Genomic DNA, 14,845 nt, shown 5'->3' with positions numbered 1-14,845 from the left:
CAATCCCGTACAAGCTGGAACTCCCCCGCGGACAACCCCTTTCGGCCGGCGCCCCGAGGAGACCCATGAGCACGCCGCCTCTCGCATCCGGACCCCAGGGCCCCGACGCCCTGCGGCCCCTGCTCGACACCGTGCTCGACGCGCTGCGCGACGGCGGCCGGACCCGCGGCGGACCGCTGCCGGCGGGCGGTCCGGAGGCGGTGGCCGAGCAGGTCGCGGACGCCGTCGGGGACGTACTCCCGGACGACGGCGACCCCGACGCCCTGCGCACCTTGGTGACCGCCCTCGCGGCGGGCGCGGCCGACCCCGCCGACCCGATGTGCGCGGCGCATCTGCACTGCCCGCCGCTCGCCGTCGCCACCGCCGCCGACCTCGCCGCGAGCGCCCTCAACCCCTCGCTGGACTCCTGGGACCAGGCCCCGGCGGCCTCCGCCCTGGAAGCCATGGTCACCCGCGCCCTCGCCCATGCCATCGGCCTCTCCGACGCCGTGGTCACCAGCGGCGGCACCGAGTCCAATCAGCTCGCCCTGCTCCTCGCCCGCGAGGCCCTCGGCGGCGGCCTCCGGCTGATCTGCGGCGCCAACGCCCACCACTCGCTGCCCCGGGCCGCCTGGCTGCTGGGCCTGCCCGACCCGGTCGTGGTCCCGGCGCCGAACGGCACCCTCGACCCGGCCGCCCTGCACGCCGCCCTCACCCACCTGCCGAAACCGTTCGTCGTGGCCGCGACCGCCGGCACCACCGACGCCGGTCTCATCGACCCGCTCCCCGAGATCGCGGGCCTGTGCGCGGCCCACGGCGCCCGGCTGCACATCGACGCCGCCTACGGAGGCGCTCTCGCCTTCAGCGACCGGCACCGGGACAAACTCGCCGGCCTGGAGCGCGCCCACACCGTCACCCTCGACCTGCACAAACTCGGCTGGCAGCCGGTCGCCGCCGGCCTCCTCGCCGTCGCCCGCCCGGCCGAGCTCGGCGTACTCCACCACCGCGCCGACTACCTCAACGCCGACGACGACACCGAGGCCGGCTACCCCGACCTGCTCGGCCGCTCCCTGCGCACCACCCGGCGCCCCGACGTCCTCAAGATCGCGGTCACCCTCAGGACCCTGGGCCGCTCCGGACTCGGCACGCTGATCGACCAGGTGTGCGCACGGGCCCGGGAGTTCGCGGCCCTGGTCCGGGAGCACCCCGGTTTCGAACTCTACGACCGGCCGAACATCAGCACGGTGCTGTTCCGCCCCGCCAAAGCCACCGACGACGACGTCGCCGGCATACGTCGCAGGCTGCTGCACGACGGACGGGCCGTCCTCGGCCGGGCCCGGCTCGACGGCCGGCTCTGGCTCAAGGCCACCCTCCTCAACCCCCACACCCGGCCGGACGAACTGGCCCTCCTCCTCAAACTCGTGGAAGGAACGACGCCCCAATGAGCTCGCTGCCCAACCCCCCACACCAGGAGACGGAAGCACCCCGCGACCTGGTCGGCATCGGCGTCGGACCGTTCAACCTCTCCCTGGCCGCCCTCGCCCACCCGCTCGCCGAACTGGACGCCGTCTTCTACGAGCAGCGCCCCGGCTTCGACTGGCACCCCGGGCTGCTGATCGACGGCGCCACCATCCAGGTCCCGTTCCTCGCCGACCTCGTGACCCTCGCCGACCCTGCCAGCCCCTGGTCGTTCCTCAACTACCTCAAGTCCCGCGACCGGCTCTACCCGTTCTACTTCGCCGAGCGCTTCCACATCCAGCGCGCCGAGTACGACGCGTACTGCCGCTGGGTCGCCGAGAGCCTGCCCGGCCTGCGATTCTCGCACCAGGTGGACGCGGTCCGCTGGAACTCCGAACGGGACCTGTTCGAGGTCGACTTCACCCAGCTCGACGCCGAGGGGGAGGCCGAGTCCCTGGGCCGTACGTACACGAAGAACGTCGTACTCGGGGTCGGCACGGTTCCCCATGTACCCGACCCGCTCAAGCCCCTGGTGGAGGCACCGGGCGTGCCCGTCGTGCACGCGGCCGACTACCTAGAGCACCGCGAGGCCTTCCTCGCCGCCGAGCACGTCACCGTCGTCGGCTCCGGACAGTCCGGCGCCGAGGTCTTCCTCGACCTGCTGCGGCACCGCCCGGCAGGCCGCGAGAAACTGCACTGGATCGGCCGCAGCGAGGCCTTCGCGCCCATGGAGTACTCCAAGCTCGGCCTGGAGCACTTCACGCCCGACCACACCCGCTACTTCCACGCCCTCGCCGAGCCCGTCCGGGACCGGCTGGTCACCTCCCAGTGGCGGCTGCACCGCGGCATCGACGCCGACACCATCGCCGCCATCCACGAGGAGCTCTATCGCCGCACCCTGCACGGAGGCTGGCCCGACGCCGTCCTCACGCCCGGGGTCCAGGTCCGTACGGCCGGACGCATCGCCACCACCAAGCTCGAACTCCACCTGGAACACATCCAGCAGGGCAGCCGCTCCCGGCTCGCCACCGACGCCGTGGTGCTGGCCACCGGCTACCGCGAGCGCCCCCTGGGCCGGCTGCTCGCCGGACTCGACCCCTATCTGCGCCGGGACAACAGCGAACGCCCGCGCGTGGACGAGCGGTTCCGGCTCGTCCTCGACCCGTCGGTGACCGGATCGGCGTATGTGCAGAACGCCGAACTCCACACCCACGGCGTCGGCGCGCCCGACCTGGGCCTCGCCGCCTGGCGCAGCGCCACCATCCTCAACTCCCTCACCGGCAAGGAGCCTTACCCGCTGCCCGCCCGCACGGCCTTCACCAGCTTCGGCCTGGAGCGGTCGGAGGAGAGGGTTCCGACGCAGAACGGGCAGCGGCCAAGGCAGCTCACCCCCCTGGCCGACTGAGCGACGGGCGCCGGTCCCAGCCAGGACCGGCGCCCGCCGACCCTGTCAGAACACCGGCGTGCCGTCGCGGGTCAGCTTCCAGTCCGCCGACGCGAAGTCCTTCGGGTCCAGGACGCCCTTGGCGGTCACCCACTCCGCGATCCGGGTGCGGATCTCCGTCGACTCCGACCACAGCTCCTTCGCCGAGGCGACGTGCGGGAACGCGCCACCGCCGTTGGCACGGTAGTTGTTCACCGCGAGCACGAACTGCTGAGTGTCGTCCAGGGCGGCACCGTCGTAGGTCAGGTTCCTGATCCGGGACCCGGCCGGCTGCGCGATGTCGATCTCGTACCGCAGGCCCGAGACATAGTCGTAGTTGTAGTCCGGACGGTTGTCCGCGTTGGTCAGCTTGTCCACGTCGACGACGGCGCCCGCGGCCGTCTGCACGAAGTACTGCGCCGAGTACTCCAGGTACGCCCGGATCTGAGCACCCGTCATCAGCTTGGCGACCAGCGTGTTGTCGTAGACGTAGAGGCTCGACAGGTCCCGGATGGTGACCTCGCCGGCCGGGATCTGAGAGGTCCGGGAGAACGGCGAGGCCTGGGCCAGCACCGGGAGCGCGGCGTACGCGGTGCTCGCCAGGGCCGCCTTGACCACGTCCTCCTGGACCTTGGTGATCAGGTCGATGATCGGGGCGTCCTGGTAGCGGGCCGCCACGGTGGTGAGGGTCTCGGTGGCGGTGCCGACGACCTGGTTGACGTACGCCACCACCTTGGCGTGCTCGTCCTTCAGCAGGCGGGTGATCTTCGGGTCGTCGGCGACCGTGTTGGAGTTGCGCAGCGACGCGGCGACCGACTCCACCTCCCAGCTCCCCTTGTCGAACACCAGCTCGATGTCGAAGAGGGTGAGACGCTCGGCGTAGCACAGCGGCTCGGAGAGGACGACCGTCCTGCCGGTGGCCTCGTTGGTGACCCTCAGCTCCGGGATCTCCACGTGCGCGTGGCCGACCAGGATCGCGTCGATGCCCGGCACCTGCTTGGCGACGTTCGCGGCCGCGTTCTCCACGTACGGCACCTGATCGCCGTAGGACGAGGTGCCCGAGGTGCCGGAGTGGGCCGAGACCACGACCACGTCCGCGCCCATCGCCCGCAGCCTGGGCACCCACTTCGCGGCCTGCTCCTCAAGACCCGGGAAGGCCAGCTTGCCCTGGACGTAGGCCTTGTCCCAGATCGCGATGCCCGGGTTGGTCAGACCGAGCACGGCGACCTTGACCGGCGGGGCGCCCGGGACGTGGAACTTCTTCATGAAGTACGGCGGGAAGGCGGGCCTGAGGGTCTTCGCGTCGACCGCGTTGGCGCCGAGCAGCGGGAAGCGCAGCTGGTCCTCGAACATGCGCAGGGTCTCGATGCCGTAGTTGAACTCGTGGTTGCCGAGCGCCGCCGCGTCGTACCCGATCGCGTTCATGGCCTGCGCCATCGGGTGCACCGGGCCGCCCTTGGCGGTGATCGGGTCGACCTTGGCGTAGTAGTACGTCAGCGGGGTGCCCTGGATGGTGTCACCGGCGTCCAGCAGCAGGGTGTTGTGGCGGCCCTTCTCCTCGCGCACCTGGTTCACCAGGGTCGAGATGCGCGCCAGGCCGAGCGCGTTGCCTTTGGTGTCCGTGTACGCCGCGTCCTTGAAGTAGTCCCAGTTGAAGACGTTTCCGTGCAGGTCGGTGGTGCCCATGACGGTCAGGGAGTACCGCTTGGGGTGCTTGGCGGGCCTCGGAGAGGCCTGGGCGGCCTGCGCCGGAGCCGCCGCCGCTCCGGCGACCGCCACTCCCGCCCCGGTGGCGGCGGACTTCTTCAGGAACTTCCGGCGGTTCAAGGGCATGTCTCGATCTCCTCGGGAAATGGTCAACGACGCGCGTAGATTCTGTCCTGGGCATGGCCGACGGCAACAGGTCCCGGAGGTTTCGATCCGGTGACCTGGACGGTGAACTGCGGGACACACAAGCGGGGATGACATGACAGAGTGGGGCGTATGACCTCACCTGAGGAACACCGGCCGGCCGGCACGCCCGACGCCCCCCTTCTCGTCGTGCGCGGCGAGGCCGAGCTCGAGGTCGAGCCCGAGCTGGCCCGGATCGCCGTCACCGTGAGCGCCCGCGGCCGCGACCGCCGCTCGACCCTGGACGACCTCACCCGCCGCAACACCGCCGCCCTCGACCTGATCAAGTCGTACGGTGACGCGGTGGAACGGCTGTCGACCGGGACGTTCTCCATCGCCCCCGAATTCGCCGAACGCGGCCGGGGCGAGCGGGTCCGCAGCTATCAGGGCCGGGTCCAGCTCACCACCGAGTTCACCGACTTCACCGTCCTCGGCGAACTCACCACCCGCCTCGCCGACTTGGAGCTGACCCGGGTCGACGGCCCCTGGTGGTCGCTGCGCTCCGACTCACCCGTGCACGGCGAGGCCCGGCGGCAGGCGGTCGCCGAGGCGGTGCAGCGCGCCCGGGAGTACGCGAGCGCCCTCGGCACCTCCCTGGCCTCCCTGGTCGAGCTTGCCGACACGGGAGTCGACGGTCCTCAGCCGCGCCGGCCGGCTTTCGGCGGCGGGGTCCGCCGGATGGCGGCCGCCGCCGAAATCGCCGAGCCCGCCGAACCTCTCGATCTCGAACCTCCGCAACTGCGCGTGACCGCTCAGGTCAGCGCGCGATTCACGATGGCGCCGCCGAAGCTGTGACCCGGGAAGCGATGTTCGGTATTTCGAATGGATGAGCGCCCGCATTCCCGCGTTCAACATATGTGAGATGCTCATCAGAGCGGGTCGCCGCACAATTCAACACTTGTCAATAGGCCTTCACGCAAAGGTTGTTGGGTCGTCATGTACGGCCAATTCTCTACCCGCCGGTAAGGCCTAGGCTCGAAGCATGCGCCGAGCAAAGATCGTTTGTACTCTGGGGCCCGCCACCGACTCCTACGACCAGATCAAGGCCCTGGTCGAGGCCGGAATGGACGTCGCCCGATTCAACCTCAGCCACGGCGACTACGCCGAGCACGAGGAGCGCTACCAGCGTGTCCGCAAGGCCTCCGACGAGACCGGTCGCAGCGTCGGGATGCTCGCCGACCTTCAAGGTCCGAAGATTCGCCTCGGCAGCTTCACCGAGGGACCGGTACTCCTCGAACGCGGTGACACCTTCGTCATCACGGTGGAGGAAGGCGCCGAGGGCGACCGCCGGCAGTGCGGGACGACCTACGCCGGCCTGGCCGACGACGTCACCCCCGGTGAGCGCGTCCTCGTCGACGACGGCAAGGTCTGCCTAGAGGTCACCCATGTCGACGGCCCCCGGGTGCACACCACGGTCGTCGAGGGCGGCATGATCTCCGACCACAAGGGCCTCAACCTCCCCGGCGTCGCCGTCTCCGTCCCGGCCCTCTCCGACAAGGACGAGGCCGACCTGCGGTGGGCGCTGCGCACCGGCTTCGACGTGATCGCCCTCTCCTTCGTACGCAGCGGCCGGGACGTCGAGGACGTCCACCGCATCATGGCCGAGGAGGGCCGCCGCCTCCCGGTGATCGCCAAAGTGGAGAAGCCGCAGGCCGTCGAGAACATCGACTCCATCGTGGCCGCCTTCGACGGCATCATGGTCGCCCGCGGCGACCTGGGCGTGGAGATGCCGCTGGAACAGGTGCCGATCGTCCAGAAACGCGCCGTCAAGCTGGCCAAGCGCAACGCCAAGCCGGTCATCGTCGCCACCCAGATGCTCGACTCCATGATCGACAACTCCCGGCCCACCCGTGCCGAGGCCTCCGACGTCGCCAACGCGGTGATCGACGGCACGGACGCGGTGATGCTCTCCGGCGAGACCAGCGTCGGCAAGTACCCCATCGAGACCGTCCGGACGATGGCGAAGATCGTCGAGGCGGCCGAGGAGGACATCCTCGCCAAGGGGCTGCCGCCGCTGACCGAGAGCAACAAGCCCCGCACCCAGGGCGGCGCGGTCGCCCGGGCCGCCGCCGAGATGGGCGACTTCCTGAACGCGAAGTTCCTGGTCGCCTTCACCGAGTCGGGAGACACCGTCCGCCGGCTCTCCCGCTACCGCTCGCCGATCCCGCTGCTCGCCTTCACCCCGGAACCGGCCACCCGCTCCCAGCTCAACCTCACCTGGGGCGTCGAGACCTTCCTCGGCCCGCACGTCGACTCGACGGACAAGATGGTCGACCAGGTCGACGAACTGCTGCTGAAGTACGGCCGCTGCCAGAAGGGCGATGTCGTGGTCATCACGGCGGGGTCGCCTCCGGGGGTGTCCGGCTCGACGAACATGGTGCGCGTCCACCACATCGGCGAGGACGACAGCCCTAAGTGACGGGTGCGGGGCCCCTCTGTCCGGCGGAGGGGCCCTTTGCGTTCAGTGTTTGGGGCCTACGTGGGTGTCCATGAGGGCTACGGAGGCCTTCTTGGCGACGGAGGTGTTGTACGGGATGCCGTCGCGACGGCAGTGCGTCCACTCGACGCCGAGCTTGTCGAGGGCGTCGGTGTAGAGGGTCCGGATGTCGTCGGACTTGTTGGTGAAGAAGTAGCGCGGGTATTCGTAGCGCTTGCGCTCACCGGCGACCACGCGGGTCGTCCAGTTGGTGATACGGCAGCCGTCGGAGTGGATGAGGCCGCGGACGAATTCCCAGGGGTGGGCATCGACGATCGCCTGCTGCCAGGGTTCGAGGACGATGGGGCGCTCGTGTTTCTTGCCGGGGCCGTGTTGGGGGAAGAGCGCGGGCCAATGTCGGCTGTAGCTCGTGACCATCGTGCAGCCCTCCTTCGGCATGAGGTAGACACCCGTGGCAGGCCGCACCATCTTGATGGCGTCGCGACACAGCTCGATGAGCCCTGGCCAGGCGTCAGCGCAGGCGATCCGCAGGTAGTAACCAGTGCCGCGCGGATGGGGGCTGATGCAGCCGTCGCCGAGATAGAGGCCCAGTAGGTAGGCGTACGCGCGTTCATCGGCAGGCGGCCCGGGATCTGCCGACGCCATGCGCGGCAGGGGCTCGATGCGGCTTTGCCAAGAGCGGATAGCGGCTCTGGAGATGCCCGTTTCTCGGCTCACCGAGTTCAGGCTTCGCCCCTGTGCAACTAAGGCGAGAGCTCGCTTGCGTGTGCTGACGTCGTGCATGTGAACACTCTGGGAGAGCGATCGTCGCGACATGCAGCAGAAAGCGGATGTTCACGAGAACGGGAACATCCGCTTATGGGAGTCTACCTTCGAAGTGAAGGAAAAAGTGCCCCGGGTGGGACTCGAACCCACACTGTGCGGGTTTTGAATCCGCTGCCTGCTGCCAAATTGGGCTACCGGGGCTAATGAATCGAAGGTTTCTCTCGACCCGCCGTGACCCCACCTTACCGCAGCTAGGTAGGCTCTTGTCAGCAGTACCCCTGCCCTGAACGAGGAGCCCCCGTGACCGCCGCCGAGTCGCCCAAGCCAGTCGACGTACCCGACGACGACAAGTCGCATGTGCCTCCGCTGACGACCCGTGTCGTCATCGCCGAGGACGAGGCCCTGATCCGGCTGGACCTGAAAGAGATGCTGGAGGAGGAGGGGTACACCGTCGTCGGCGAGGCCGGCGACGGTGAGCAGGCCGTCGAGCTGGCCCGCGAGCACCGCCCCGACCTGGTCATCCTGGACGTCAAGATGCCCAAGCTGGACGGCATCTCGGCGGCCGAGAAGATCGCCGCGGAGTCCATCGCCCCGGTCCTGATGCTCACCGCGTTCTCGCAGCGCGACCTGGTGGAGCGGGCCCGGGACGCCGGCGCGATGGCGTACCTCGTCAAGCCGTTCAGCAAGAGTGACGTGGTCCCGGCGATCGAGATGGCCGTCTCCCGCTTCACCGAGCTGAAGCAGTTGGAGAAGGAGGTCGCCGACCTCACCCTGCGCCTGGAGACCCGCAAGCTGGTCGACCGTGCGAAGTCCATCCTGCAGACCGAGTACGGCCTGAGCGAGCCGGCCGCGTTCCGCTGGATCCAGAAGACGTCGATGGACCGCCGGATGTCGATGCAGCAGGTCGCGGAGGCGGTCATCGCGGACAGCGACGAGAAGAAGTCCGGCAAGGGCTGACCGACCTCCGTACATACGACGAGGCCCGCGCTCCGGAGAAGAGGGAGCGCGGGCCTCGTCGTATCGAACCGGGGTGTCAGTCCTCGCCCAGGTAGGCCTTGCGGACCGACTCGTCGTGCAGCAGGTCCTGGCCGGTTCCCGACAGCACGATGTTGCCGACCTCCATCACGTGCCCCTGGTCGGCCAGGGAGAGCGCGGCCTGGGCGTTCTGCTCGACGAGCAGAATCGTCGTGCCCTCGGACTTCAGCTCGGCGATCGTCGCCATGATCTTCTGCATCATGATCGGCGACAGGCCCATGGACGGCTCGTCCAGCATCAGCAGCTTCGGCTGGGACATCAGCGCCCGCCCCATCGCGAGCATCTGCTGTTCGCCGCCGGAGAGGGTGCCGGCGGCCTGCTTGCGCCGTTCGCCGAGGATGGGGAACAGGTCGTACGACCGCTGGATGTCCTTCTCGATGCCCGGCTTGTCGTTGCGCAGGAACGCGCCGAGGCGCAGGTTGTCCTCGATGGTCATGCGCGGGAAGATGTGCCGGCCCTCGGGGGAGTGGGCGAGGCCCAGCGAGACGATGTTGTGCGCCGGGATCTTCTTCAGCGACTTGCCGTTGAACCGGATCTGTCCGCCGACGGGCTTGAGCAGCCCGGACAGGGTGCGCAGGGTCGTCGTCTTGCCGGCGCCGTTGGTGCCGATGAGGGTGACGACCTGGCCGGCCTCGACCTTGAAGGAGATGCCTTTGACGGCCTCGATCTTGCCGTAGGCGACCCGCAGGTCCTCTACTTCGAGCAGTGCGGTCATCGGTCGTTCTCCTTGCCGGGCACGGCGTCGGTCGGGGACTCGGCGTTCGCCTCGGCCGCCTCGACCTCGGCGGCCTCCTCTTCGCCGGGCTCGTTCTCGAACGGCTCGCCGAGGTAAGCGGCGATGACCCGGTCGTCGCCCTGCACGGTCGCGCTGTCGCCCTCGATGAGCTTCTCGCCCTGTACCAGGACCGCGACCCGGTCGCAGAGGTTGAAGATGAAGCGCATGTCGTGCTCGATGACGAGGACGGCGATGCCCTTGTCGCGGATCTTGAAGACCAGTTCCTCGGTGGTCCGGGTCTCCTGCGGGTTCATGCCGGCCGTCGGCTCGTCGAGGAGCAGCAGCCCCGGCTCGCTGGCGAGGGCGCGCGCGATCTCCAGCTTGCGCTGCTCGCCGTAGGGCAGGTTGCGGGCCAGGTGCTCGGCTTTGCGTTCCAGGCCGACGAACTCCAGGAGTTCCATGGCTCGGGCCCGGGAGGCCGCCTCGGCGCGGTGGAAGCCGGGGCCGCGCAGCAGGGCCGACCAGAGGCCCTCCTTGGTGCGGGTGTGCCGGCCGACCAGTACGTTCTCCAGGACCGTCATGTTGGCGAACAGCCGGATGTTCTGGAAGGTGCGGGCGATGCCGGCCGCCGTGACCTTGAAGGACTTCGGCGGCAGCACCTGGCCCTTGTAGCGGACCTCGCCCTCGGTGGGGATGTACAGGCCGGTGAGGCAGTTGAAGAAGGTGGTCTTGCCGGCGCCGTTGGGGCCGATCAGACCGACGATCTCGCCGCTGTTGACGGTGAGGTTCACATTGCGTACGGCGGTCAGGCCGCCGAAGCGCATGGTCACGCCGCGTGCGTCGAGCACGGTCTCGCCGGGTGCGGTGGCGCCGGACGCGGCGTCCTGGACGGTGGTGTCGGTGGTCATGGTGGTCAGGCCCCTGCCTTGGTGAGGACGGCGGGCGCTTCGGCATCTTCGTGGAACTCGAGCTGGCGGCGCCGGTTGGGGATGAGGCCCTCCGGGCGGAAGCGCATCAGCAGGATGAGCGTGACGCCGAAGGCGAAGAGCTGGTAGTCGCCGAGGAACTGGAGCTTGGCCGGGATCAGGTAGAGCAGGGACGCACCGACCAGCGGGCCGGAGATGGTGCCCATGCCGCCGAGCACCACCGCGGCCAGCAGGAAGGCCGAGTTGGGCGGGACGACGTAGGCGAACTGGTACTGCTCCGGGGTCACCGTGTAGGTGACGTGTGCCTGCACCGAGCCGGACAGGCCGGCGAGGCAGGCACCCAGGGCGAAGGCGATCAGCTTGACCCGGAAGCCGTTGATGCCCATGGCGAGCGCGGCGGTCTCGTCCTCGCGGATGGCGACCCAGGCACGGCCGATACGGGAGTCGCTGCTGCGCCGGAACACGATGACCACGATGAGCGTGATGATCAGCATGAGCAGCAGGTAGTTGGCGAACCGGCCGATGGTGGAGCCGAGGATCTGGTGCTCGGCGCCGAAGTCGAAGCCGAGGATGTTCAGGTTCGGGATCGAGGAGATGCCGTTGGAGCCGTTGGTCACGTCCGGGCCCGAGGTGCCGTCGAGGTTGAGGACGGTGATCCGGAAGATCTCACCGAAGCCGAGCGTCACGATGGCCAGGTAGTCGCCGCGCAGCCGCAGCGTCGGTGCGCCGATGAGGACACCGAAGATCATCGCGACGACCGCGCCGAGCAGCGCCGACGCCCAGAACGGCCAATGCACGTGCAGCGGGGAGGACGGTGAGCCGGAGACCAGGGCGGCGGTGTAGGCGCCGACACCGAGGAAGGCGACGTAACCGAGGTCGAGCAGGCCGGCGAGGCCGACGACGATGTTGAGGCCGAGCGCGACGGTCGCGAAGATCAGGATGTAGACGCCGATGGTCGCGTACTGGTCGTTGGACTGGGTGAACGGGAAGGCCGCGGCGGCGAGGAAGGCGCCGGCCATGGTGATGTTCCGGTGCTTCGCGGTGATCGCCGAGACGCGGGCCACGAGCCCGGCCTTGGAGACGGCGGCGAAGCCGAAGCCGGCGGTGATCAGGAAGCCGATGAACAGTTCGTCGTACGAGGTGCCGATGCCGTAGCTGAAGACGAACAGGCCGATGGCCATGGCCGCCACGATCACCAGGATCTCGATCCAGGAGGCCAGTGGGCGCGCCGGGGCCGGTGCCTTGGTGGCGAAGGCCGCGCGGAAGGTGTTCCACTTCTGCCGGGAGTTGTGCCTGAACAGTTCCCAGCCGGTGTCGTCCGGGTCGACCGGGTCGGGCTCCGGCCGCTCGAACGGCAGCGCCAGCGCGCCGACCACGGAGGCGAGCGTGGCGATCGCGACGACGAAGCCGCCCGGGTCCAGGTTCACCACACCGCCGAGTTCGTCGCTGATGGCGATGACGGTGTACCAGGCGGTGCCGAAGGTGCCGAGTGCGGCCATCTTCAGGGCGCTCTCGGCGCTGCCCGGCGTCAGTGCGCCCAGGCCCTTCACGCCGTAGGAGGCGAGGCCGAACAGGGTGGTGAGGATCCCGCCGATCAGGACGAGGACCTGCAGGCCGCCCGGGTAGCCGTAGACCGTGAGGTCACCGGGGAACTCGGAGGTCCAGGTCCAGGACATGAACGCGGAGACGACGGCGAGGGCGCCGCCGCCGGTGGCGAGGGCTCGGCCCAGCGGGGCGGGGAGGCCGATGAGGCCGGACGCGGCGGGCGCGGGGTCGCTCTCGGTGGTCGGGGTCCCCGGGGTCTCGGGGGTCTCGGATGCGGTGGTCTCTGTGGTCATCGGTGTCACGCCCTGTCCGCGACGCGTTCGCCGAGCAGGCCCTGTGGCCTGAACAGCAGTACGAGGATGAGAAGTACGAACGCCCAGACGTCGGCCCAGGACTGGCTGCCGAACTGGCCCATGCCGGGGATGTCCGAGATGTATGCGGTCGACAGGGCCTCGGCGACACCGAGGACGAGGCCGCCGAGCATGGCGCCGTAGATGTTGCCGATACCGCCGAGGACGGCCGCGGTGAACGCCTTCAGGCCGAGCAGGAAGCCCATCTTGAAGTCGATCTGGCCGTACTTGAGGCCGTAGGCCACACCGCCGACGGCGGCGAAGGCGGCACCGAGGGCGAACGCGATCACGATGATGCGGTCGGTGTTGACGCCCATCAGCTTCGCGGTGTCCGGATCCTGGGCGGTGGCCTGCATGCCACGGCCGGTCCGGGTGCGCATCACGAAGTAGGCGAGGAAGGCCATGCTGAGCGGGGCCACGACCACCAGGAAGATGTCACCGGTCTGGATCGTGACGTTGCCGATGTTGAAGGGGCCGCCCGGGATGGTCGGGAAGGTCCGGGCGGACTTCGCCTCGGGGTACCAGGCCCACACCGCCTGCTGGAGGGCCAGGGAGAGGCCGATGGCGGTGATGAGGGGGGCGAGACGCGGGGCGGTGCGCAGCGGGCGGTAGGCGAACCGTTCCGCTCCCACGGCGACCAGGGTGGCGACGATGATCGCGCCCACCAGCATCAGCGGCAGCGCAATCCACATCGAGGTGCCGCCTGGCAGCACGTACGCGTAGACCGTGAGCGCACCGAAGGCGCCGGTCATGAAGATCTCGCCGTGGGCGAAGTTGATGAGCTGGACGATGCCATAGACCATCGTGTAGCCGATGGCGACCAGCCCGTACATGGATCCCAGTAGCAGGCCGTTGACCAGCTGCTGCGGCAGTTCGTTCACCGCATGTCCTCCGAGACGGTTCGGAAAGTTCGACGGATGAGGCCGGATGCGAGTCCGCGCGGGGCGCCAGTGGAACAGCGCCCCGCGCGGCTCGGTGTTCGTGCGGGTGTGGGTCAGCTGCTCGGCGTGTATGTGCCGGAGGTAGCGGCCTTCCAGGCCCCGCCCGTGACCTTGTAGACGGTGAGCTGCTTGTTGGTCGCGTCACCGTACTCGTCGAAGGAGACCTTGCCGGTCACACCGTCGAAGGAGACGTTCTGCACCGCGGCGGTGATCTTCGCGCGGGCGTCGGACGGCAGCTTGCCGCCGTTGTCGTCGACGACCTTCTTCACGGCCTCGATGATCGCCCAGGCCGAGTCGTAGGAGTAGCCGCCGTAGGCGCCGTACGCCTCCTTGTAGCCGCCCGCCTTGTAGTTGTTGATGAAGTCCTTGGCGGAGTCGAGGGTCTCGACCGGGGCGCCGACCGAGGTGGCCATGTCGCCGGTGGCGGCGGTGCCGGCCAGCTTGATGTAGTCGTCGGCGTAGATGCCGTCACCGCCGACCAGCGGGATCTTGGCACCCGCGGCCTTGAGCTGCTTGCTCAGCGGACCGGCCTGCGGGTACTCACCGCCGTAGTAGACCACGGTGGCGCCCGAGTTCTTCACCTTGGTGACGACCGCGGAGTAGTCCTTGGAGTCGGGGTTGATGTGCTCGGTGCCGACCACCTTGCCGCCGAGCTTCTTGAACTCGTCGGTGAAGGTCGCGGCGAGGCCGGCGCCGTAGGTCTTCTTGTCGTCGATGATGAAGGCCTTGGTGAGCTTGGCCGTGTTGTAGACGTACTGCGCGGCGAACGGGCCCTGGATCGCGTCCGTGGTCGCAGTGCGGAAGTACGACTTGTAGGGTCGCGACTTCGACGTCTGCCAGTTGGCGCCCTGGGTCAGGTCGGGGCTGGTGTTGGCCGGGGAGACCTCGACCAGCTTGGCGTCGTCGAAGACCTTCTGCATCGACTGGGCGACCGAGGAGTTCAGCGGGCCGACCACGCCGTAGACGCTGCTGTCGCCGACGAAGGCGGTGGCGTTGGCCTGGCCGGAGGAGGGCTGCGCCTGGTCGTCCTTGGCCGCGATCTTGAAGGTGACGCCGTCGACGTACTTCTTCTTGTTGGCCTGGTTGACCGCCAGGTCCACCGAGTTCTTGATGCCCAGGCCGAGCGCGGACAGGTCGCCGGTCAGCGGGGCGTCGACGCCGATGGTGACCGTGGTGCCACCACTGCCGGAGTCGGAGCCCTTGTCGCCGCTGTCGCGCGAGCCGCAGGCGGTGAGGGTGAGTGCTCCCGCTGCCAGAGCTGCGGTGATGGCGATGAGCGAACGTTGACGCACGATCAGTCCTTTCCCCTGAACAACCGCATCCCCGTGGAAACGGTCGAGCCGCGCGCCCCCTCGAAGTGAAGAATCCGACGGCGCCGTGA

At 69.0% G+C, this 14,845-nt stretch carries 12 protein-coding genes and 1 tRNA gene; 5 read left to right on the top strand and 8 right to left on the bottom strand.

Annotation, left to right across the window (positions count from 1 at the left end; translation table 11 throughout):
- The first annotated feature begins 65 nt into the window (after window positions 1–65).
- Together AB0D59_RS21105 and AB0D59_RS21100 are read left to right on the top strand one after the other, a co-directional pair.
- Complete coding sequence (locus AB0D59_RS21105) at window positions 66–1,424, top strand: aminotransferase class V-fold PLP-dependent enzyme (RefSeq protein ID WP_362567310.1); 1,359 nt, start codon at window positions 66–68, stop codon at window positions 1,422–1,424.
- Window positions 1,421–2,842 carry a SidA/IucD/PvdA family monooxygenase gene (locus AB0D59_RS21100; RefSeq protein ID WP_362567307.1) on the top strand — a complete coding sequence of 474 codons (1,422 nt, stop codon included), beginning with the start codon at window positions 1,421–1,423 and terminating at the stop codon, window positions 2,840–2,842. The genes AB0D59_RS21105 and AB0D59_RS21100 overlap by 4 nt, the downstream gene beginning before the upstream one ends.
- Before the next feature lie 45 nt (window positions 2,843–2,887).
- Here the strand turns inward: AB0D59_RS21100 and AB0D59_RS21095 are convergent, their stop codons facing one another.
- Window positions 2,888–4,693: a 5'-nucleotidase C-terminal domain-containing protein gene (locus AB0D59_RS21095; protein WP_362567304.1), complete on the bottom strand. Its 1,806-nt coding sequence runs from the start codon at window positions 4,691–4,693 to the stop codon at window positions 2,888–2,890.
- A 150-nt stretch (window positions 4,694–4,843) separates the two neighbouring features.
- Between AB0D59_RS21095 and AB0D59_RS21090 the strand changes: the two genes are divergently transcribed.
- The gene (locus AB0D59_RS21090; protein ID WP_362567301.1) at window positions 4,844–5,545 is read left to right on the top strand and encodes an SIMPL domain-containing protein; all 702 of its coding nucleotides are present in this window, start codon (window positions 4,844–4,846) and stop codon (window positions 5,543–5,545) included.
- A gap of 187 nt (window positions 5,546–5,732) precedes the next feature.
- Window positions 5,733–7,169, top strand: coding sequence for a pyruvate kinase (pyk, locus tag AB0D59_RS21085; RefSeq protein WP_362567298.1), 1,437 nt, complete (start codon window positions 5,733–5,735; stop codon window positions 7,167–7,169).
- A gap of 42 nt (window positions 7,170–7,211) precedes the next feature.
- On the opposite strand, the gene AB0D59_RS21080 is transcribed toward pyk, so the two are convergent.
- Both AB0D59_RS21080 and AB0D59_RS21075 read right to left on the bottom strand, forming a co-directional pair.
- Window positions 7,212–7,970, bottom strand: a complete 759-nt coding sequence (locus tag AB0D59_RS21080) for a helix-turn-helix domain-containing protein (RefSeq protein WP_362567295.1) — start codon at window positions 7,968–7,970, stop codon at window positions 7,212–7,214.
- A gap of 107 nt (window positions 7,971–8,077) precedes the next feature.
- Window positions 8,078–8,153, bottom strand: a tRNA-Leu gene (locus tag AB0D59_RS21075).
- Between the two features lie 99 nt (window positions 8,154–8,252).
- Between AB0D59_RS21075 and AB0D59_RS21070 the strand changes: the two genes are divergently transcribed.
- Entirely contained in the window at window positions 8,253–8,909 is a 657-nt protein-coding gene (locus tag AB0D59_RS21070) for a response regulator (protein WP_362567292.1), read from the top strand.
- 76 nt (window positions 8,910–8,985) lie between these two features.
- Here AB0D59_RS21070 and AB0D59_RS21065 read toward each other — a convergent pair whose 3' ends face one another.
- The 5 genes from AB0D59_RS21065 to AB0D59_RS21045 form a co-directional block, all read right to left on the bottom strand.
- Window positions 8,986–9,702 (bottom strand): ABC transporter ATP-binding protein, encoded by a 717-nt coding sequence (locus AB0D59_RS21065; protein ID WP_362567289.1) that lies wholly within the window; start codon window positions 9,700–9,702, stop codon window positions 8,986–8,988.
- Window positions 9,699–10,610 (bottom strand): ABC transporter ATP-binding protein, encoded by a 912-nt coding sequence (locus AB0D59_RS21060; protein ID WP_362567286.1) that lies wholly within the window; start codon window positions 10,608–10,610, stop codon window positions 9,699–9,701. The genes AB0D59_RS21065 and AB0D59_RS21060 overlap by 4 nt, the downstream gene beginning before the upstream one ends.
- Before the next feature lie 5 nt (window positions 10,611–10,615).
- The gene (locus AB0D59_RS21055; protein WP_362567283.1) at window positions 10,616–12,466 is read right to left on the bottom strand and encodes a branched-chain amino acid ABC transporter permease; all 1,851 of its coding nucleotides are present in this window, start codon (window positions 12,464–12,466) and stop codon (window positions 10,616–10,618) included.
- A 5-nt stretch (window positions 12,467–12,471) separates the two neighbouring features.
- Complete coding sequence (locus AB0D59_RS21050; RefSeq protein ID WP_362567280.1) at window positions 12,472–13,404, bottom strand: branched-chain amino acid ABC transporter permease; 933 nt, start codon at window positions 13,402–13,404, stop codon at window positions 12,472–12,474.
- A 113-nt stretch (window positions 13,405–13,517) separates the two neighbouring features.
- Complete coding sequence (locus AB0D59_RS21045) at window positions 13,518–14,756, bottom strand: branched-chain amino acid ABC transporter substrate-binding protein (protein WP_362567278.1); 1,239 nt, start codon at window positions 14,754–14,756, stop codon at window positions 13,518–13,520.
- Window positions 14,757–14,845 lie beyond the last annotated feature (89 nt).

The organism is Streptomyces sp. NPDC048417 (assembly GCF_040651615.1).
In the GTDB taxonomy this organism is placed as follows: domain Bacteria; phylum Actinomycetota; class Actinomycetes; order Streptomycetales; family Streptomycetaceae; genus Streptomyces.
Note: the sequence above shows the minus strand (reverse complement) of the source record. Positions and strands in the feature narration are given on the sequence as shown.